Annotated in this window: 18 protein-coding genes; 4 read left to right on the forward strand and 14 right to left on the reverse strand. The window is 66.8% G+C overall.

The window, feature by feature from the left end:
- Positions 1–205 precede the first annotated feature (205 nt).
- Positions 206–1,207, forward strand: coding sequence for a D-cysteine desulfhydrase family protein (locus AB4Z10_RS20660; protein ID WP_441472263.1), 1,002 nt, complete (start codon positions 206–208; stop codon positions 1,205–1,207).
- 161 nt (positions 1,208–1,368) lie between these two features.
- Here AB4Z10_RS20660 and AB4Z10_RS20665 read toward each other — a convergent pair whose 3' ends face one another.
- The 11 genes from AB4Z10_RS20665 to AB4Z10_RS20715 all read right to left on the reverse strand — a co-directional run bounded on the left by AB4Z10_RS20665 (position 1,369) and on the right by AB4Z10_RS20715 (position 10,565).
- Complete coding sequence (locus AB4Z10_RS20665) at positions 1,369–1,704, reverse strand: cytochrome C oxidase subunit IV family protein (protein ID WP_441472264.1); 336 nt, start codon at positions 1,702–1,704, stop codon at positions 1,369–1,371.
- A gap of 9 nt (positions 1,705–1,713) precedes the next feature.
- Positions 1,714–2,436, reverse strand: a complete 723-nt coding sequence (locus AB4Z10_RS20670) for a heme-copper oxidase subunit III family protein (protein ID WP_441472265.1) — start codon at positions 2,434–2,436, stop codon at positions 1,714–1,716.
- A 22-nt stretch (positions 2,437–2,458) separates the two neighbouring features.
- Entirely contained in the window at positions 2,459–3,175 is a 717-nt protein-coding gene (locus AB4Z10_RS20675) for a cytochrome c oxidase subunit 3 (RefSeq protein WP_441472266.1), read from the reverse strand.
- 12 nt (positions 3,176–3,187) lie between these two features.
- Entirely contained in the window at positions 3,188–4,948 is a 1,761-nt protein-coding gene (locus tag AB4Z10_RS20680; RefSeq protein WP_441472267.1) for a cbb3-type cytochrome c oxidase subunit I, read from the reverse strand.
- A 62-nt stretch (positions 4,949–5,010) separates the two neighbouring features.
- Positions 5,011–5,826, reverse strand: a complete 816-nt coding sequence (locus tag AB4Z10_RS20685; protein WP_441472268.1) for a cytochrome c oxidase subunit II — start codon at positions 5,824–5,826, stop codon at positions 5,011–5,013.
- Entirely contained in the window at positions 5,793–6,116 is a 324-nt protein-coding gene (locus AB4Z10_RS20690; protein ID WP_441472269.1) for a hypothetical protein, read from the reverse strand. Before AB4Z10_RS20690 ends, AB4Z10_RS20685 begins: the two co-directional genes overlap by 34 nt.
- Positions 6,117–6,265: 149 nt before the next feature.
- A complete protein-coding gene (locus tag AB4Z10_RS20695) occupies positions 6,266–6,655 on the reverse strand; it encodes a c-type cytochrome (RefSeq protein ID WP_441472270.1) in 390 nt (129 codons plus the stop codon).
- A 272-nt stretch (positions 6,656–6,927) separates the two neighbouring features.
- A complete protein-coding gene (locus AB4Z10_RS20700) occupies positions 6,928–7,728 on the reverse strand; it encodes an amino acid ABC transporter ATP-binding protein (RefSeq protein ID WP_441472271.1) in 801 nt (266 codons plus the stop codon).
- Positions 7,725–8,636, reverse strand: coding sequence for an amino acid ABC transporter permease (locus tag AB4Z10_RS20705; protein WP_441472272.1), 912 nt, complete (start codon positions 8,634–8,636; stop codon positions 7,725–7,727). The genes AB4Z10_RS20700 and AB4Z10_RS20705 overlap by 4 nt, the downstream gene beginning before the upstream one ends.
- A 13-nt stretch (positions 8,637–8,649) precedes the next feature.
- On the reverse strand, positions 8,650–9,495 hold the full coding sequence (locus AB4Z10_RS20710) for an ABC transporter substrate-binding protein (RefSeq protein ID WP_441472410.1): 846 nt from the start codon (positions 9,493–9,495) through the stop codon (positions 8,650–8,652).
- Positions 9,496–9,590: 95 nt separating this feature from the next.
- The gene (locus AB4Z10_RS20715; protein WP_441472273.1) at positions 9,591–10,565 is read right to left on the reverse strand and encodes a substrate-binding domain-containing protein; all 975 of its coding nucleotides are present in this window, start codon (positions 10,563–10,565) and stop codon (positions 9,591–9,593) included.
- Positions 10,566–10,662: 97 nt separating this feature from the next.
- Between AB4Z10_RS20715 and AB4Z10_RS20720 the strand changes: the two genes are divergently transcribed.
- Positions 10,663–11,994 carry an aminotransferase-like domain-containing protein gene (locus AB4Z10_RS20720; protein WP_441472274.1) on the forward strand — a complete coding sequence of 444 codons (1,332 nt, stop codon included), beginning with the start codon at positions 10,663–10,665 and terminating at the stop codon, positions 11,992–11,994.
- Positions 11,995–12,063: 69 nt separating this feature from the next.
- On the opposite strand, the gene AB4Z10_RS20725 is transcribed toward AB4Z10_RS20720, so the two are convergent.
- Positions 12,064–12,669 carry an FMN-dependent NADH-azoreductase gene (locus AB4Z10_RS20725; RefSeq protein ID WP_441472275.1) on the reverse strand — a complete coding sequence of 202 codons (606 nt, stop codon included), beginning with the start codon at positions 12,667–12,669 and terminating at the stop codon, positions 12,064–12,066.
- A 114-nt stretch (positions 12,670–12,783) separates the two neighbouring features.
- Here AB4Z10_RS20725 and AB4Z10_RS20730 point away from each other — a divergent pair, with 114 nt between their 5' ends.
- Both AB4Z10_RS20730 and AB4Z10_RS20735 read left to right on the forward strand, forming a co-directional pair.
- Positions 12,784–13,776 carry a LysR family transcriptional regulator gene (locus tag AB4Z10_RS20730; protein ID WP_441472276.1) on the forward strand — a complete coding sequence of 331 codons (993 nt, stop codon included), beginning with the start codon at positions 12,784–12,786 and terminating at the stop codon, positions 13,774–13,776.
- A 78-nt stretch (positions 13,777–13,854) separates the two neighbouring features.
- Positions 13,855–14,463, forward strand: a complete 609-nt coding sequence (locus AB4Z10_RS20735; RefSeq protein ID WP_441472277.1) for a glutathione S-transferase family protein — start codon at positions 13,855–13,857, stop codon at positions 14,461–14,463.
- Between the two features lie 119 nt (positions 14,464–14,582).
- On the opposite strand, the gene AB4Z10_RS20740 is transcribed toward AB4Z10_RS20735, so the two are convergent.
- Both AB4Z10_RS20740 and AB4Z10_RS20745 read right to left on the reverse strand, forming a co-directional pair.
- The gene (locus tag AB4Z10_RS20740; RefSeq protein WP_441472278.1) at positions 14,583–16,319 is read right to left on the reverse strand and encodes a peptidoglycan L,D-endopeptidase MepK; all 1,737 of its coding nucleotides are present in this window, start codon (positions 16,317–16,319) and stop codon (positions 14,583–14,585) included.
- 235 nt (positions 16,320–16,554) lie between these two features.
- Complete coding sequence (locus AB4Z10_RS20745; protein ID WP_441472279.1) at positions 16,555–18,468, reverse strand: L,D-transpeptidase family protein; 1,914 nt, start codon at positions 18,466–18,468, stop codon at positions 16,555–16,557.
- Positions 18,469–18,621: the final 153 nt, after the last annotated feature.

Genomic DNA, 18,621 nt, shown 5'->3' on the forward strand with positions numbered 1-18,621 from the left:
GCGATTTCGGTCCCCCGATCGCGCGCTTGCGGTCCAGAAGGACGATCAAGGCGAGGCCTGGCGAAGCACGCCGACGCCTGAACTTTCGCCAGGGCCGCGCCGCTGCGTCGAAGACGCACATCCGGCATGCGGCAGCGGGCCCAGCCAATCTCCATTCCAGCGGTATGGTATCGCTGACGCCGTCCAGATGCCGGAGCTTGCTCGAATGAACCGCCACGACACTATCCGGCTTGCGATGCTGCCGACGCCCTTCGAGCGATTGCCCCGCCTTGCGAGCGCGCTCGGCGGCAATGGCCGGGCGCCGTCGATCTGGATCAAGCGTGACGACTGCACCGGCTTTGCCGGAGGCGGAAACAAGGTCCGCAAGCTCGAATATCTGGTGGCCGACGCTCTGAAGCACGGCGCCGACATGCTGGTGACCATGGGCGCGATCCAGTCGAATCATGCCCGTCAGACCGCGGCGGCGGCCGCACGGAATGGTCTCGGCTGCCTGCTGCTGCTGACCGACTCGGTCGCAAATCGCAGCGAAGCCTATCGAACCAACGGGAATTGGCTGCTCGACGGAATCTTTGGCGCGGAGATTCGTCTCCTCGCCGCGAGCGAAGACGGTTCTGCGATCGCTGCGGAGGCGATGGCAGGGCTAACGGCGCAAGGACGGAGGCCCTACTTCATCCCGGTCGGCGGCTCGAATGCGCTTGGAAGCCTCGCCTATCGCGATGCGCTTCTGGAGTTGGCGGCCCAGGCGAAGGATGAAGGCTGCCGCATCGACCGCATCGTTCTGCCGACGGGAAGCGGCGGCACCCATGCCGGCATCCTTGCCGGCGTGGAGCAGGCCGGGTTGCCCTGGCGCGTGCACGGCATCAGCGTCTCGCGCTCAGCCGAGCAGGCTGGGGCCATCGTCTCCGGGCTGGTTCAGGATATTTTCGGTCTGGAGGATCGCCAGAGGAGCGCCGTGTCCGCTCTGGAGATCGATGATTCCCGGGTTGGGCCGGGATATGGCCAGCCCACCGCCGAGATGATCGAGGCCGTCCAGTTGGTTGCCCGCGAGGAGGGAATTCTCCTCGACCCGGTCTATACCGGAAAGGCGATGGCCGGACTCCTTTCGCTTGTAAGGACAGGCGCCATCGGCCCCGACGAAACAGTCGTTTTCTGGCACACGGGCGGCGCGCCCGGTCTCTTTGCTTATCCGGAAGTGTTTCAGCGCTAGACCTGGCGCCGCACTCCCCCGGCCGTACGGGAAGCGCGATACGCCACGCGTATCGGGGGACTTCGGCGTGCCGTTCTCCGACGGGAAGAGATAGCAAGTTCGGATTGTGCCGGGCACGCCGATGGCGCGCGCGGCTCGGCCCGCGTTCCGAAACTGGCGCCTCATGAGCCGGTCGCGAAGAAGGTCAGCCGGCTGAAGAGCGTGTAGTGCGACTCGAACAGCATGATTCCGACGAAGACGAGGAGCGCCAGCGGCGGGGTGAGGATCGCATAGGTCAGTGCCAGCCGCTCCCAGGCCATATGCATGAAGACCGCGACGATCAGGCCAGCCTTCAACATCATGAAGAGCAGGATCAGCGACCAGCGCAGGTAGCCGACGAGGCCGAAATAGTCGACCAGGTAAGAGCAGGTGCTGAGGATGAACAGCCAGGCCCAGACCACGAGGTAGAGCTTGATCGGGTGCTGTTGCGCGTCGTTATGAGCCGCCGGTTGTGCCATGTCGCCACCTCACCAGAGATAGAACAGCGCGAAGATGAAAACCCAGACGAGATCGACGAAGTGCCAGTAGAGGCCGGTGATCTCGACGATCTCGTAGCGACCCTTCCGGCTCGTGAAGAAGCCGTGCCGGCCTTGGTCGAAATCACCGCGCCAGACCTTGCGGGCGATGATGATCAGGAAGATCACGCCGATCGTGACATGAGTCCCGTGGAAGCCGGTGATCATGAAGAAGCTGGAACCGAACTGCTCCGCACCCCAGGGGTTCCCCCAGGGGCGGACGCCTTCCGCGATCAGCTTCGACCATTCGAAAGCCTGCATGCCGACGAAGGCCGCGCCGAGCACGGCGGTCGCGAGCATCAGGATCGCCGTCTTCCTGCGGTCGCGGCGATAACCGAAATTGACCGCCATCGCCATCGTGCCGCTGCTGCTGATCAGGACGAAGGTCATGATCGCGATCAGGATCAACGGAAGATGGTGGCCGCCGATCTCGAGCGCGAAGACCTCGCTCGGATTGGGCCAGGGCACCACCGTCGACGCTCTGACCGTCATGTAGGAGATGAGGAAGGTGCCGAAGATGAAGGTGTCGCTGAGGAGGAAGACCCACATCATGGCCTTCCCCCAGGAGACGTTCTTGAAGGCCCGCTGATCGGACGACCAATCGGCCGCGATGCCGCGCCAGCCGGCGGGGCGGACGATGTCTGCGTTCACGGCAGTCGGCGCAATCTCATTCATCGGCCCCTCCTCGTCAGGAGCTCTAGGTCAGCAATCCCCGGCAGATCTCGATGAGGTCGTCCGTCCAGCGCATCAGCAGGCTGAACAGGACAAGCCAGACCAGCAGCAGGAAATGCCAGTAGATGGCGCAGAGCTCGACGCTGAGGGTGAGCTCGCGTGGGATCTTCGGCGCGAGGTCCTTCGGGATGGCGAAGGCTCTGGCGGAGGTTCGGCAAAGCGCGACGAGCCCGCCGAGCACATGGGCTCCGTGAATGGCCGTGATCAGATAGAAGAAGGCACTGGCGGGGTTGGCGGCGGCGAAATAGCCGGCTGCGGCAAGCTCGTGCCATGCCAGCGCCTGGGCGGAGAGGAAGGCGAGCGAGCAGACCGCCGCCGCGAGAAGGCTGGAGCGGAGCGCGCCGCGTTCGTCGCAACGCGCGGCGACCACCGCCATGTGCAGGGCGATGCTCGCCAGGATCAGCAGACCGGTGCTGAACCAGAGCACCGTCGGCATCGGCAGCGCGCGCCAATCGGCCATGCTCATGCGCATCGAATAGGCGCTGATGAGAAGCGCGAAGAGCGAGCTGGCGACGACGAGAAAGCTGCCGAGGCCGAGCTTCGCCGTCGTGGGCGAGGTCGGCTCGGCGGCCTCGCCGATCACACCGACGTCGAGCCAGGGCTTTGCCGTCAGGCGCTGACGCGAGAGCCACCAGCCGGCGAAGGCTGCCACGACGACGATGAACCCGAGGACCACGCCCATGGCGGCATCTCCTCACCCTGTCTGCGGCGCCGGCGGCTGGTTCTGCGGCAGGAAGTCCTCCGCGGCACCGGGCACGCTGTAGTCATAGGGCCAGCGATAGACCACGGGCAGGGTCTTGCCCCAGTTGCCATGGGCGGGCGGCGTCTGCGGCGTCTGCCATTCCAGCGTGGTCGCGCGCCAGGGATTGCCGCCCGCGGGCCGGCCATGCCTGAGGCTCCAGACGAGATTGAACAGGAAGACGAGTTGGGTGGCGCCGACGATCAGTGCGACGACCGTGATGAATTCGTTCAGCGTTGCCGCCGACGGCGGAACGAGGGCTATCCCGCCGATCTCGTGATAACGGCGCGGTACACCCATCAATCCGATGTAGTGCATCGGGAAGAAGATCAGATAGGCACCGAGGAAAGTGACCCAGAAATGGAGCTTTCCGAGCCGATCGTCGAGCATGCGCCCGGTAACCTTCGGATACCAATGGTAGATCGCCCCGAAGATCACGAGGATCGGCGCGACGCCCATCACCATGTGGAAATGGGCGACGACGAACATCGTGTCCGAGAGCGGCACGTCTACGACGACATTGCCGAGGAAGAGCCCGGTGAGCCCGCCATTCACGAAGGTGACGATGAAGCCGAGCGCGAACAGCATCGGGACGGTGAAGTGGATGTCGCCCTGCCAGAGGGTCAGCACCCAGTTGTAGACCTTGATCGCGGTGGGGATCGCGATGATCAGCGTCGTGGTGGCGAAGAAGAACCCGAAGGCGGGATACATGCCGCTGACATACATGTGGTGCGCCCAGACGACGAAGCTGAGCGCGCCGATCGCTATCAGCGCCCATACCATCATGCGGTAGCCGAAGATGTTCTTGCGCGCATGGGTGCTGATCAGGTCGGAGACGATGCCGAAGGCCGGCAGCGCCACGATGTAGACCTCCGGGTGTCCGAAGAACCAGAACAGGTGCTGGAACAGGATCGGGCTGCCGCCCTTGTAGGCCAGCGGCTCGCCCATCGCGATGATGGCCGGCATGAAGAAGCTGGTGCCGATCAGCCGGTCGAGCAGCATCATCACGGCGCCGACGAAGAGCGCGGGAAAGGCGAGCAGCGCCATGACGGTCGCCGTGAAGATGCCCCAGATCGTCAATGGCATGCGCATCAGCGTCATGCCCCGGGCGCGCCCTTGCAGCACCGTCACGACGTAGTTCAGCCCACCCATGGTGAAGCCGATGATGAAGAGGATCAGCGAGGAGAGCATCACGATGATGCCCCATTGCTGGCCGGGTGTGTTGGCGAGGATCGCTTGCGGCGGGTAGAGGGTCCATCCTGCTCCCGTCGGTCCGCCCGGCAGGAAGAAGCCGCCGAGGAGCACGAGCACGGCGAGGAAATAGATCCAGAAGCTCAGCATGTTCACATAGGGGAACACCATATCCCGCGCGCCGAGCATCAGCGGGATGAGATAGTTGCCGAAGCCGCCGAGGAAGAGGGCGGTCAGCAGATAGATCACCATGATCATCCCGTGCATGGTGATGAGCTGGTAGTAGCGATCCGGGTCGATGAAGGGGAGCGCGCCGGGGAAGCCGAGTTGCAGCCGCATCAGCCAGGACAGGACCAGGGCGACCAGCCCGATCGCCAGCGCCACGGTCGAATACTGGACGGCGATGACCTTGGCATCCTGCGAGAAGACGTATTTCGTGATCCAGCTCCTCGGATGATAGAGCTCGACATCGTCGATCTCGGCCGCCGGTAGCGGTTCGGGGACGCCGTGCATCACGTCGACCATCGCGCCATCTCCACTCCTCGCAGAACGAAATCCCCGTTCGGGAGCTCGCCCCTGTCTCGTCCCTAGTTCTTCGCCTGCGTCCTCGCTGGGCTCCGGAGCTGGGCGAAGGTTTTCTGCTGCTGCAGCCAGTCGCGGTACTGGCTCTCGGGCTCGACGACGACGCCGCCGCGCATGAAGGTGTGGCCGGTGCTGCACAGCTCGGAGCACAGCGCCTCGAAGGTGCCGGCCCGGGTCGGAGTGAGCCAGTAATAGGTGACGGTGCCCGGGATCATGTCCATCTTGGCCCGGAATTCCGGGACGTAGAAATCATGCACCACGTCGAGCGAGCGCAGCAGCAGCTTGACCGGCTTGTCGAGTTGCAGATGAAGCTGGTCGCCCTGAATCACGATGTCGTCCTGCCCGTGCGGGTCTTTCGGATCGATGCCGAGCGGGTTCTCCGGCGTGATTTGGGCGATGTCGGCGGTGCCGAGCTTGCCGTCCGCACCCGGCAGCCGGTAGGCCCATTGCCATTGCTGGCCGACGACCTCGACGACGGTCGCATCCTTCGGAACCGTGACGAACCGGTGCCAGACGACGAGGCCCGGCGCGAGCATGGCTGCGACGCCGATCCCCGTGCCGATCGCGAGCCACCATTCGAGCCGCTTGTTTTCCGGCTGGTAGGCGGCGCGGCTGCCTTCACGGTGGCGGAACCGGAAGACGCAATAGGCCATGAACAGCACGACAGCCGTGAAGACGGCGCCGGTGATCCAGAACGTGATGATCATGGTGTCGTCGATATAGCGCCAGTTGGAGGCGATCGGCGTCCACCACCACGGACTCAGGAAGTGGAAGACCACCGAGCCGATCACGACCAGAGCCAGGACGACCGCGATACCCATCCCTTTCCATCCTTGCCGAGGGCGGCGATGAACAGGAGCAAGGCAACGCTGCGGCGCAGGCAAATGCGCTGCAGCGCTAGGCGAACAAACTTATCTTCGACATCAAAACGACGCTGCAGCCCGGGGCCGACCAGATCCCCTGCTTGGAACGAACGAGGCCGACGAGATCGGGGGTGGAACAAGGCAGTCGGCGGGCGCGAATTCCGCCGGGCGGATGGGGAGGCCTGAGCTTTTGCTTCCTGCTCGTCATCGCCGAACCCTTGGCTCGCCTGGACGACGATGCGCCGCAATCGGGCGCATCCACTTTCGACCGGGCCGCGGGGCAGTCAAGTCGCCGGACCAAAGTCATCGTCATGTTGTCGTCCTGCGCACGGGAGTTGTCAATCGACGCCGCGCTGCAGATCAGCTTGACGGGAGCCGCGGCCGGGGGGCGAAGCAGTTATTTTTTCTTCCCGTCAGCATCGAATTGCTTGAGGAACGCGACGACGTCGTCGATTTCCTGGTCGGATTTGAGGCCCGGAAATGTCATCTTGGTGCCTGGGATCTTGGCCTGAGGCGCCTTGATGTAATCCCGGAACGTCGGTTCATCCCACACGATGCCGGAGTTCTTGTTGGCGGCCGAATAGCTGTAGCCTTCGATCGAGCCCGACGGGCGGCCGAAGAGGCCATTCAGCTTTGGCCCGACAGCGTTTCTCGCGGTCTCGCCGATCTGGTGGCAGGCCCGGCATCTCAGGAAGATTTTCTCGCCTGCGGCAGCGTCGCCGGCCGCCATGGCCGAATGCGGCCATCCCGCCAGAATCAACAAGGCTATCACGGCCCTACGTGCCATCGGACACCCTCCTCCGAGATGCAGAGGTGATCCTTCCGCCAGACCGGCGACCACGCCGTTCTTGCAATATGTTTATACTGCCAATACTTGATCGCTCCAAATTGTCTGAAGACGTCTTGTCTGCGAGCTCTGCCGGCTTTGGCGAAACCGCCGGCCCGCGTGCGATCGGCGCCGCAATCCGAAACGGTTTCAGATCAGGTCGCCAGAGCCGCGCGCGACCTCGAGAAGCGCTGGAGAGCGCGAGCCTGCTCGCGCTCTCGCGGCGTCACGCGTCAAACCGCCTCGCGAATGAAGCGGCTCAGGAACAAGCGCGTGCGGCTATGCTTGGGAGAGGCGAGTACCTCGCCCGGCGGCCCCTGCTCGACGACGACACCGCCATCCATGAAGACGACACGGTCGGCGGCTTCGCGCGCGAAGCCGATCTCATGGGTGACGACGATCATCGTCAGCCCCTGCACGGCGAGATCGCGCATCGTTGCCAGCACCTCGCCGACGAGTTCGGGGTCGAGCGCCGAAGTCGGCTCGTCGAACAGCATCAGCTTCGGCCGGATGGCGAGCGCCCGCGCGATGGCCACGCGCTGCTGCTGGCCGCCCGAGAGCTGGCGCGGATAGGCATGCGCCTTTTCGGTCAGGCCGATGCGGCCGAGCAGCTCCATCGCGTAGTCGGTCGCCTCCTTGCGGCTGTGGCCGTGCACGCCGACGGGCGCTTCGATGATGTTCTCCAGCGCCGTCATATGCGGGTAGAGGTTGAACTGCTGGAAGACCATGCCGATCTGGCGGCGCTGCGCCGCGATCGCCCGGTTCGACAGCCGGACCAGCCGCTCCCCGGCGAGCCGGTAGCCGATCTGCTCGCCGGCCACCATGATCGAGCCGCGGTCGATCGCCTCGAGATGGTTGATGCAGCGCAGGAAGGTCGATTTGCCCGAGCCTGACGGCCCGAGGATCACCACGACTTCTCCCGGCGCGACATCGAGGTCGATGCCCTTCAGCACCTCGTTGGCGCCGAAGGATTTGTGGACATTGCGGGCGCTGACCAGCGGCGCGGCGCCGGCCTTGATCGCATCGCGGCTCATGGGGTCGCCTCCGCGATGACGGGCTTGGCCTGCGTCGCGCCCCGCTCGCCGCGCGCATAGTAGCGCTCGATGAAGCCTTGGCCGATATTCAGGACCGAGGTGATCGCGAGATACCAGATCACGGCCACCATCAGCATGGGGATGACCTCGAAGGTGCGGTTGTAGACCGCCTGCACCGAATAGAGCAGATCGGCCATGGCGATGACGCTGACCAGCGAGGTCGCCTTGATCATGCTGATGAGCTGGTTGCCGGTGGGCGGCACGATCGAGCGCATCGCCTGCGGGATGATGACCCGGCGCAATGCCCGTGCCCGCGTCATGCCGAAGGCGTCGGTCGCCTCGACCTGCCCCTTGTCGACGGAGATCAGGCCGCCGCGGATGATCTCGGCCATATAGGCGGCCTCGTTCAGCGAAAGCCCGGCGATCGCCGCCGTCATCGGCGTGATCAGGTCATTGGTGTGCCAGCTGACGAGCGTCGGCCCGAAGGGGATGGCGATCGAGATCTCGGGGAACAGCGTCGAGAGATTGTACCAGAAGATGAGCTGCACTAGGAGCGGCGTGCCGCGGAAGAACCAGATGTAGAGGCCGGCGAGGCCGCTGAACAAACGGTCGTCGGAAAGCCGGCCGATGGCGAGCAGAAGCCCGATGGCGACGCCGATCACCATGGCGACGACGGTCAGGCCGAGTGTCACCGTGAGGCCGCGCAGGATCGACTCCGCGGTGAACCATTGCGCCACCACCGGCCACCCGAAATTCGGGTTCCAGGCGACGATCCAGGCGAAGTTGGCTGCGATGAGGAGCACGAAGGCCCAAAGCAGCCAGCGTCCCCATTCGGCCGGGCGATGCGCCGTGGCGACGTCGCGCAGCGCCAGTTCGCGCTCGCCCGCCGCCTGTGTTGCGTTGCTCATCCTGTGCTCAGGCTCAGTTCGTCGACCGGTTGATGCCGGGCTCGTCGATCATGTTGTTCTCGAGCCCCCATTTCTTGAAGATCGCGGCATAGGTGCCGTTGGCCTTCAGCGCCTTGATGCCGCCGACCAGCACCTCGCCGAGCGGCGAGCCCTTCGGCACGACGGCGCCCTGGAACAGATCCTGGAAGCCGTTCGCCTTGCCGATGGCGGCCAGCTCGAGATCGCCCTTCGCCTGCTGAACAAAATAGCTGAGCGGCGCCTGCGACGAGAAGAACGCATCGGCGCGGCGCGAGCGCACCGACAGGATCGAGGTCGGCTGATCGGTGAAGGACATCACCTCCAGCACAGGCTTGCCATCGGCGGCGCATTTCTCGGCCTGCGCCTTGATGACCTTCTCGGCCGAGCCGGCGGACATCACGGCGATCTTCTTGCCGCAGCTGTCCTCCAGGCTGTTGATGGCCTTCGGATTGCCCTTCTGCACGGCGAAGACCACGTATTCGCGGACATAGTCGACGAAGTCGTTTGCCTCCTGGCGCGACTTGAAGTCGCCGATCGGGCCCATCGCGAACTGGAAGCGGCCGGCGGCGATGCCGCTGAGCGACGAGGCGAGGCCGTTGACCGTGGCATGCTCGATCTTGACGCCGAGCAGCTCGCCGAGCGCCTCGGACAGATCGGCGCTGGCGCCGATCATCTTGTTGGTGTCGGTGACGATTTCGTAGGGGGGGAAGGAGCCGTTATTGACCGAGATCATCTTGCCGGCGGCGCGGATCGTCTCCGGCAGCTTGGCGCGCAGAGCCTCGTCGACCTTCTGCTTCGGGATCTGGATCGACTGGTCCTGCGCCAGCGCCGCGCCCTGCATGAGCGCAACGGAAAACGCGACGGCACCGGCCAGCTTCACGATCATCTTCATGGCGACATTCCCCTGTTCGTTATTTCTCAAACTGGTTCGCGCGCTCAGGCGGCCTGCTCGGCCCCAGCGCCGACGGCCGGAAACAGCGTCTCCGGCGTCAGATCGGTCTCGGCGAGTTCCTGGATCCGCAGCTGTTCCAGGAAGGCCGCGACCATTGCCCGGTTCGGGCCGAGGCCGCTCGCATTCCATTCGGTCGGGAGATCATGCCCGCTGCGCACGAGCTCGTCGATCAGCCAGGGGCTGGTGTCGGCATAGCGGCGGCGCTTCTCCAGCCAGACGCGCTGGCTCTCGTCGAGCAGGTCGCTGAGCGCCTGCGGCAGCCAGGGATCGCGCGCCACAAGCTCCGGCTTGAGCCCGATGATGTGCATGCCGGGCACGAAGCCGACCTTGCGGAAATAGCCGACCTCCGCCGCGCGGACATCCGGCAGCAGGGCGCGGAATGCCGAGCCCTGCGAGAAGAAGCCCTTGGGCATGAACGGCATCAGCACGGCGTCGATCTCGCCGGCGGCGAGCAGATCGAGCAGCGGCGGCTGGCCGGCCAGCGCCTCGATCCGGCCCGGCCGCGCATAGCGGCCGACGCGGTCGGTGACCGGATGGTCCGCCGCGAGGCGGCTGACCGCCCAGAACGCATCCTCGATACCGATCCCGGCCTCGGCCAGGGCTGCGCGCGTCCAGGTGTTCCCGGAATCCTGCCAGCCGGCGATGCCGATGCGCTTGCCGCGCAGATCCTCGAAGCGCGTCAGCGGGCTGTCCGCCGCCGTGACGACGCAGCGATGCCGGAAGCCGCGCATGATGAAGTTCGGAATGCCGAAGACGCCGGTCTCGCCCCGCGCTTTCCCGGTGGTGTAGCGGCTGAACGAAATCTCCGAGGCGTCGAAGCGCGGGTCGTTGGCGAAATCGTCCGGCAGGGCCGCGAGCCGCTCGATCTTGAGCTCGAATTGGTCGGAGGCGACGTCGCCGAGCAGCAGCGGCGTGATGAAGTCCCAGTCCCGCAGGGCCAGCCGGATGACAGGTTTCAACGCATACCTCGTTCCAAGCCTTGAATATCAGGCAGATTAAATGTTCACTTTGGCTGATCAATCGATATTACGTTCCTGAACATTAATTTCCGAATCGATGAGCACCGAACCCGACGCGACCTGGCTGGCGAGCCGCCTGACGCAACGCACCGCACGCGGAATTGCGCTGGAGGTCAGCGCGCTGATCCGCTCGGGTGCGCTGGCCGTGGGCACGCGGATGCCGACCGTGCGCGACCTTGCCTTCACGCTCGGCGTCAGCCCCGGCACGATCTCGGAAGCCTGGAGCGAGCTGAAGCGGCAGAAGATCGTCTCGGGGCGCGGGCGCGGCGGCGCCTGGGTCAGCGGCGACAGCGCCACGCCCCGCCCGGCCCGCATGGGCAGCGTCGCCCATTTCGGCCCGGGCGTGCTCGATCTGTCGCTTGCCGTCCCCGACGCCAGCCTGCTGCCGTCGCTGCACGGAGCACTGGCCCATGCGGCCTGCGTCGAGGACCTCAACAGCTATGAGCGTGCTTCGATCCTGCCGGCGCTGCGAGAGGCGGTGCTGCCGCAATGGCCCTATGCGCCGGATGCCTTCCTTGCCACCAATGGCGGCTACAACGCGGTCTATTCTGTGCTGAATGCGACGGTGCTGCCGGGCTCCTGCGTCGCGATCGAGGACCCTACGGCGATGCGCCTCCTCGACATCATCGAGAATCTCGGCGCCGAGCTTCTGCCGATCGGCTGCGATGCGGAGGGGCCTCTGCCAGACCAGCTCGCAGCCGCATTGTCACGGCGCCCCGCCGCCTTCATGTTCCAGCCGCGCACCCATTCCGTCACAGGCCGGCCCGTCAGCGCGCGACGCCTGCAGGAGCTGGCAACGCTGCTGGCCGGCAGCGAGACACTGGTGATCGAGGATGACGGCGTCGGCGATGTCTCCATCCACCCGCCGATCAGCCTGGGCGCGACCATGCCCGAGCGGGTCGTCCACATCCGCTCCTTCTCCAAATCGCTCGGCCCGGATCTGCGGATCGCCGTGCTCTCGGCACCGGACAAGGTCATCCGGCAGATTCAATCCTACCGCAGCTTCTCCTCCGGCTGGACGAGCCGGCTGCTGCAGGCCGCCACGGCCTGGCTGCTCGAGGATGCGGCGACGATGCGGAGCGTCGCCGACGCGCGCCGGATCTATGCGGAGCGCCGGCGGACCTTCCTGGGGCATTTGGCGGAGCACGGCGTCGCGATGCCGGAGACGGATGGGCTCTGCATCTGGATTCCGGTCGAGTCCGAGCAATATGCCCTGGTGACACTCGCCGCCCACGGCATCGCGGTTCTGCCCGGCAGCAAGTGCTCGCTACGGCCAACCGAGCATGTCCGGCTGGCTACGGCGATCCTGGCGGAAGGGCATGAGCGGGTCGCCGCCGCGGTGGCGCGCGCCGCGCGTCGCAGCGACTGATCCTGGATGCAGACGACAGAAAGCCCCGCATCGGCTGTCCGATGCGGGGCTCTTTTGCTTGTGCCGTCCTCAGGCGACGAGGGCGAGTTCGGCGTTGGCGTTGCGGATCGCCTCTTCGCGAGCCTCGGTGCCATAGCCCAGCTTCTCGGCGCGGATGAAGGTGACCTCGGTGATGCCGGCGAAGCCGAGCATGGTGCGCAGATGCGGCTCCTGCGAATCCAGCGACTGGGCCGGGCCGCTGCTGTAGAGGCCGCCACGGCTCTCGACGACGATGGCGCGCTTGCCCTTGAGCAGACCCTCGGGGCCGGCTTCGCTGTAACTGAAGGTGACGCCCGCGCGCAGCACGTAGTCGAACCAGCTCTTCAGCGTCGAAGGAATGCCGAAATTATACATCGGCGCGCCGATGACGATGGTGTCGGCGGCCTTCAGCTCTTCGACCAGCGCGTTGGAAAGGGCGAGCGCCTCGCGCTGCGCGGCCGTCTCGGTGATGCCGGCGCGCACGGCGGCCGTGGTCTCCGCGTTGAGATGCGGAATGGGGTTGGCGTCGAGGTCGCGCTCGACGACATGCACGCCGGGGTTCTGGGCGCGCAGCCGGGAGACCGTGGCCTGGACCAGCTGCCTGGAGACCGAGTCGGCGCCCGAAGCGCTGCTGTTGAGGACGAGGGCGGTAGCCATGATGAAGCTTCCTATTCGGCAGGAGTGATTTCGATGGCCGAGAAGATAGTGGTTCACGGATCGCACCAGAATTCGCATAATCGGCACCAAGCTGTTGCACCCTGAGGAACACCCATGTCGGAGCTCGATGACATCCGCAGCTTCATCGCCGTGGTCGAGGCCGGTGGCTTCGGCCGGGCGGCGCAGAGCCTCGGCCTGGCGAAGTCGATCGTCAGCCGCCGGGTGAGCCGGCTGGAGGAGGAACTCGGCACGCGCCTGCTCAGCCGCACCACCCGCGGCGTGAGCGCGACCGAGGCCGGGCTGGAGTTCAAGGCGCGTAGCGAGCGCATCCTGGCCGAGCTCGAAGAGGCGCGGGAGGCCGTGGCGCAGCAGGCGGGCGGCGTCGCCGGGCGGCTGCGGCTCTCGATGCCGCTCACCTTCGGCACCAAGCATGTCGCGCCGCTGCTCGGCGAGCTCGCGCAGATGTACCCGCGGCTCGAGATCGACGTGCAGGCGAGCGACCGCTATGTCGACCTGATCGGCGAGCGCTTCGATGCGGCGATCCGCATCGGCTCGCTGAAGGATTCAAGCCTGATCGCCCGCCGGGTTGCGCCGGTCCATGCCACGGTGATCGGCAGCCCGGCCTATCTCACGCGGCGCGGCCGCCCCGCCATCCCTGCCGATCTCAACGACCATGACTGCCTGCTCTATAGCGGCACGAATGATCAGGACTGGGTCTTCCGCACCGGCAAGCGCTGGATCACGGTGCGGCCGCCGGGGCGGATGCGCTCCGACAATGGCGACACGCTGCTATCCTGGGCCGTGGCGGGGCTGGGGCTCGCCGTGTTGCCGACCTTCATCGCCTCCGACGCCATCCGGTCCGGCGCGGTCGAACCGATACTGCTCGATTATCCCATGCCGACGCGGGCGCTCTATGTGGTGCGCCCACCGGGTGCCTATGTCCCCGGCAAGGTCCGGGTGCTGATCGACCTGCTTGTCGAGCGTTTCGGTGGCACCCCTTACTGGGATCCCTGCCAGATGGAGGCGCATCAGCGCGGCATCAGGCTGGACGAACCTCTGAGCGCCCAGCTCACGCCGGCCAAGAAGCGCGAACATCAAGCGGCGTGATCCGCAGCATCACGCGAATTCGCGTGGTTTCTTTCGCGGGCTTCTGCACTGTCGCACCGCTCTTGTCAGGAGGAAGCGATGCTGCTCGTCGGAATGCTCGATAGCCCCTATGTCCGCCGTGCGGCGATCACCGGCAGCTTGCTGGAGGTGCCGTTCGAGCACCGCTCGGTCTCGGTCTTCCGCCACATGGACGAGTTTCGGGCGATCAACCCGCTGATCAAGGCGCCGACGCTGGTCACAGACGATGGCATCGCCATCAGCGAATCCCTGCTGATCATCCAGCATTTCGAGGACGTCGCGGGCCGCTCGCTGCGCCCGATCGAGGGCGTGGCGCGCCGGCGCGACCTCGCGCTCACCGGCATCGGCATCGTCGCGGCCGACAAGGCAGTGTCGATCGAGTACGAGCGCAAGCGCCCGGAGGCGCAGCGCTATGCGCCCTGGCAGGAGCGCATCGTCAGCCAGCTGCACGTCGCGCTCGACCTGCTCGACACGGCGGCGAAGGAGGGCGAGCTGACCGCAGGGCCGGAGCTGCTGCCGAGCGATATCGCCGCGGCGATCGCCTGGGGCTTCTGCCGTTTCGTGATCCCGGAATTCGCGTCGGAGGAGCGCTGGCCGGCGCTGGCCGAGCAGGCGCGGGCCTGCGAGGCGCTCGACGTCTTCAAGGCCTGGCCGATCGACCGGGAATAGCCGAGCCACCTAAGGCGTGGTTCTCAGGCGAGCGCAGGAGGCCCGAGAACACAAGCCGACCGGGGTTCCGCGTCGCGAGATGCTCGGAGCAAGCCCGAGCATGACGGGCGCCCGACCACTCAGTTCTGCACGAAGCTCGTCGGCAGCGGGCGCACAGCCGGGCCGCTGAAGGCACCCGGCTTGGGCGCGCCGGAATCGGCATGGCTGAAGCCGAGCGCGGCGGCCGGGCTCGGGCCTGCGATCGGGGCGGCCGAGGGGCCTGCGGTTCTGGCGCGCGCAGTCGCGACATTGTCCGGCCTGCCCGGCGATACGCTGGTGCGCGCGACCGTCGCGAACAGCGATTTCAGGCCGGAGCGATCCATGTCCTCAGGTTCTTCAGGCTCGGCTGCGACGGGGACCGAGCGCTGGCTGGCCGGAACGAAGGTGACGCCTCCTTCGCGCGGCCGGACAGGAGGCAGCGCGGCCGTGACGAGGCGGCCTTCCGCTGCCGCGGCGGGCGCCTGATCCGTGGCGCTGCCGCGCAGGGCGGCGTCGGCGAGCGCCGTCGGGCGGATCGGCGGCAACGGTGCGTTGGTCGGGCTGCCGGCCGGGCTGGCGGCAAGGGCAAGGGTGGTTGCCGCGACCATCTCGTCAGGCCGCCGTGGCGGCAGCGATGCGAGGATGAGACGCGGGTCGGCGGCGGCGCCCGATTGCGGCGCGAAGGCGAGTGCGCCGCCGGTCGCGGGCAGGGCCGCGACCTGGACCGGATCGTCTCCCGGCGTGGAGAGGCCGCGTGGCCGGGCCAGAGGCAGCGGCGCATCCATGAGCTGCGGCCTGCTCTCAGGCGCGCGCTGCTGCGGCGGCGTGGGCAGGGCGGTTGGCTCCGGAGCCGTGGCTGGGGTGGCCGGCGCAGGAGGCGGCGCTGCGGCTGTCTGCGGAGCGAGTCGCTCGGAGCGTTCGCGCGTGAGCGCCCGCGTCGTCGGCTCCGGCGCCATGGCGACGGCGAAACGGCCGCCATCGCCGGAGTTGCTGTCGGCATAGCCGGGGCTGGCATAGGCGATGGCGGCCGGCTGCTGGCGCGGCGCAGCGCGGCGGCCACGGGCCGGCCGGGCATCGGCCTCCTCGTCATCGCCGCCGAAGAGCGAGGCCCACAGGCTCTTGCCGCCGGAGGCCGCGACCGCGCCCTCGTCGGCATCGGCGACCGCATAGCCGCCGACGGACCCACCCCCTGACAGGATTTCGGCCCTGGCGAGATCGTAGCCGGCAAGGGGCTGGCCGTCGGCCGGGATATGGACGGTCTTCTCGTCCGGGAACAGCCGCACGAGCTGGTCGCGCGTCATGCGCGGCCAGGAGCGGACCGAGCCGACATCTAGATGGACGAAGGGCGTGTGGGCGTTGGGATAGAAGCCGACGCCGCCGCGCTGGAGCCGCATGCCGATCTCGCGGATGCGGGCCGTTGGGACGTCTGGCAGGTAGAAGTCCATCGCCTTGCCGAGCATATGCTGGCTGTGCTTGGCGACCGCGCGTGACCGTCGGCGCAGCATGGCGTTGGTGTTGGGCGAGCGATAGGCGGAGACGACGTGGAAGGGCTGGTCGGAGCCGAGCTGGCGCTGCGTCTCCCAGACGACGTCGAACAGGCGCGGATCCATGCGAATCGGCTCGTCGCTGCGCCAGTCGCGCAGCGCCCAGTTCAGCTTCTCCAGCGCCGAGGAATCATAACGGCCGTCACGCTTGAAGGTGACGGTCGTCTCCTCCTTGGTGTGCATGTGCCGGATGGTGATCGTGCGGGTATCGCCGTTGGCGACGGCGTCCTGCGTGCTGCGAACGGCCAGGATAGAGGCTGTGCAGGCCATGCCGAGAGTCAGGACGCGCCGCATGGCTGACCCCAGGCCGGACGGCAACCATCCTGCAAGCTTGGCGTTGATCCTGCCCAATCTGTCTGACCCGTCTCGGTGCCCCCGCCGAAGCGGTACGATGAACGTGAACGAACAGTTGCGGAGAAGCGTTAACGGCTCGTTAGCGAGCCGGCAATCACTGCGCCAGAAAGTACTGGGACGAGGTGGCTAAAGACGGATCGTGGCAAAAAGGTGCCCGCCTTGCGGCGGGCGCAATTTAGCCACGTTGTTCGAGCGCCTGCCGGACCATGCGGTGGAAGCCGTAGACGTCGTCGAAGCGGGTGATGTGACCATCGGCGCCGACCACGATCGTATTGTAGACGAGGTGGATCGCCAGCGGCTGCGGCAGGTTGATTCGCCGTTCTCCCGAGCCGATCAGGCGCTTCAGCCGCTCATGCGTCCATTCCGGCCCGAGGACCTGATCCGCCAGTGCAAACGGGTTCTCGACGCGCACGCAGCCATGGCTGAGCGCCCGCCGCTCGCCGGCGAAGAGCCGGCGGTTCGGCGTGTCGTGCAGATAGACTGCATGCTCGTTCGGGAACATGAACTTGATCCAGCCGAGCGCATTGCGCTCGCCCGGCGGCTGGCGCACCGAGATGCCGCCGCCCTTGGTGCGGGTGACGACGTAGCCGCGCTTGGCGGCATAGTCGGGATCGGCTGCCAGCCCCGGCAGGAACTCCTTCTTCAGGATCGAGGGCGGCACGTACCAGGACGGGTTGACGATGACGTGGTCCATCTTGTGCGAGAAGATGGGCGTCGCCGATTCCGGCTTGCCGATGATGGTGCGGGCCTCATGCACCACCTTGCCGGAGCGGATGACGCGCACGCGCATCTCCGGCACGTTGACCATGATGTGGTCGGTGCCGAGATCGGGCGGCAGCCAGCGCCAGCGCTCCATCTGGGCGACGATGTCCTCCTCGCCGCGTGCCGTGGCCGGCTTGCCCAGCGCCGCCAGCGTGCGCTCGCTCAGGATGCCGTTGGCCGGCAGCCCGGCCTTCTTCTGGAAGTCGGCCAGTGCCAGCGAGGTCGAGCGGTCGAAGACTTGATCCTCGCTCGGGCCGAGGCCCAGACGCGCGCGCACCAGCGGGACGCGCTCGTCGCGCATGCCGAGCTTGAGCGGCGGGCCGGCGGGGATGCGCACCAGCGGCGTGTCGTCGAGATGCTCCCGCATCTCCACGAGCTTGGCCTTGAGACGCTGGTAGCCCTCATGCGGCGGGTTGTAGGCGGCGAGCACGGCGCCGGCATCGGTCGCGCCGGCGAGCTCGGAGAGCACCTCGGTGGCCGAGGGCAGGTAGAGGGTCGGCGTGATCAGCTTCGAGAGGCGGCGCGGGTCGATGCGGCCGCCGCGCGCATCGCGGGCATAGAGCACGGCCAGCGCCGACAGGCGGATATCGGCCTCGGCGAGCTTGGCCTTGTCGCTCGCCTCGAAGGCGGGGAGCGGATAGTCGCTGGGGCGCAGGCCATCCTCGGCCGCACGGCCGAGCTGCGCTACGATGCGCTTGCCCGCCTCGTTCCAGCCCTTTCCGTCGATCCAGAACGGCTTGTTCTCGTTCGCCTGGTAGGCTGCGATGATCTCGTTGCGCTCGCGCTCGGACAGCCGATGCAGCGCAACCGCATCCTGAAGGTGCTCGGCCACGGCCGCCGCGAACTCCAGGCCGGGCGGCACGGTGACGACGACCTTGGGCATCTCGGGCGGCGGCACCAGCGGCTCGACGCTCTGCAGCGGTCCGGTCTGCGGCGCTGGCGGCGCCGGCTCGACGGCCTTGGAGGCCGGCACCAGCGCGGGGTCGGTTGCGGGCATCTCGATCGCCGGGATGTCAAGCGTGACCGGCTCCTCCTCGGCCTCCGCCGGGGCGGTGGCGTCGAGCTTGGCCGGGTCGCGCAGGCGGCTGCCGGCCGAAACCGTGCCGGTGACGATATCCGGCTCGGAAGCCGCGCCGGAATGAGCGAGCGGGGCAGGCGGGGAGGCGGGTTGCTCCGAATCGAGCAGCTTCAGCTCCGGCTGCTCGGGCAGCGGAACGCCGAGCGTGGCGTCGATCTGGATCGGCGTTTCGGCACGGAGCGGGAGGCATCCCATCATGATGGCCAAGGCGGATGCCGAGGTCAGTTTCGCCCAATGGCGAGGACGCATGGTCGCTTTCCCGATAGCTGCCGAAGTCGCGCCATTCCTGCGTGACTCGGTTGGTTGAGACAAGATGCGGCGGCGCAACACGCCGCTGCATTCGGCTGGAGCCGGAACCGATCAGGTCGAGCCGACCTCATCGGTGAATCCACCTCCGACTTA

This window comes from Allobosea sp. RAF48 (assembly GCF_052114025.1).
Lineage (GTDB): Bacteria > Pseudomonadota > Alphaproteobacteria > Rhizobiales > Beijerinckiaceae > Allobosea.

Bases quoted from the DNA above. Each gene is read 5' to 3' on its own strand.
- AB4Z10_RS20730 (WP_441472276.1), top strand. From the start codon at position 12,784: ATGTCGGAGCTCGATGACATCCGCAGCTTCATCGCCGTGGTCGAGGCC.
- AB4Z10_RS20745 (WP_441472279.1), bottom strand. From the start codon at position 18,468: ATGCGTCCTCGCCATTGGGCGAAACTGACCTCGGCATCCGCCTTGGCC.
- AB4Z10_RS20685 (WP_441472268.1), bottom strand. From the start codon at position 5,826: ATGGGTATCGCGGTCGTCCTGGCTCTGGTCGTGATCGGCTCGGTGGTC.
- AB4Z10_RS20660 (WP_441472263.1), top strand. From the start codon at position 206: ATGAACCGCCACGACACTATCCGGCTTGCGATGCTGCCGACGCCCTTC.
- AB4Z10_RS20710 (WP_441472410.1), bottom strand. From the start codon at position 9,495: ATGCAGGGCGCGGCGCTGGCGCAGGACCAGTCGATCCAGATCCCGAAG.
- AB4Z10_RS20675 (WP_441472266.1), bottom strand. From the start codon at position 3,175: ATGGGCGTGGTCCTCGGGTTCATCGTCGTCGTGGCAGCCTTCGCCGGC.
- AB4Z10_RS20680 (WP_441472267.1), bottom strand. From the start codon at position 4,948: ATGGTCGACGTGATGCACGGCGTCCCCGAACCGCTACCGGCGGCCGAG.
- AB4Z10_RS20725 (WP_441472275.1), bottom strand. From the start codon at position 12,669: ATGGCTACCGCCCTCGTCCTCAACAGCAGCGCTTCGGGCGCCGACTCG.
- AB4Z10_RS20735 (WP_441472277.1), top strand. From the start codon at position 13,855: ATGCTGCTCGTCGGAATGCTCGATAGCCCCTATGTCCGCCGTGCGGCG.
- AB4Z10_RS20705 (WP_441472272.1), bottom strand. From the start codon at position 8,636: ATGAGCAACGCAACACAGGCGGCGGGCGAGCGCGAACTGGCGCTGCGC.
- AB4Z10_RS20720 (WP_441472274.1), top strand. From the start codon at position 10,663: ATGAGCACCGAACCCGACGCGACCTGGCTGGCGAGCCGCCTGACGCAA.
- AB4Z10_RS20665 (WP_441472264.1), bottom strand. From the start codon at position 1,704: ATGGCACAACCGGCGGCTCATAACGACGCGCAACAGCACCCGATCAAG.
- AB4Z10_RS20700 (WP_441472271.1), bottom strand. From the start codon at position 7,728: ATGAGCCGCGATGCGATCAAGGCCGGCGCCGCGCCGCTGGTCAGCGCC.
- AB4Z10_RS20670 (WP_441472265.1), bottom strand. From the start codon at position 2,436: ATGAATGAGATTGCGCCGACTGCCGTGAACGCAGACATCGTCCGCCCC.
- AB4Z10_RS20740 (WP_441472278.1), bottom strand. From the start codon at position 16,319: ATGCGGCGCGTCCTGACTCTCGGCATGGCCTGCACAGCCTCTATCCTG.
- AB4Z10_RS20695 (WP_441472270.1), bottom strand. From the start codon at position 6,655: ATGGCACGTAGGGCCGTGATAGCCTTGTTGATTCTGGCGGGATGGCCG.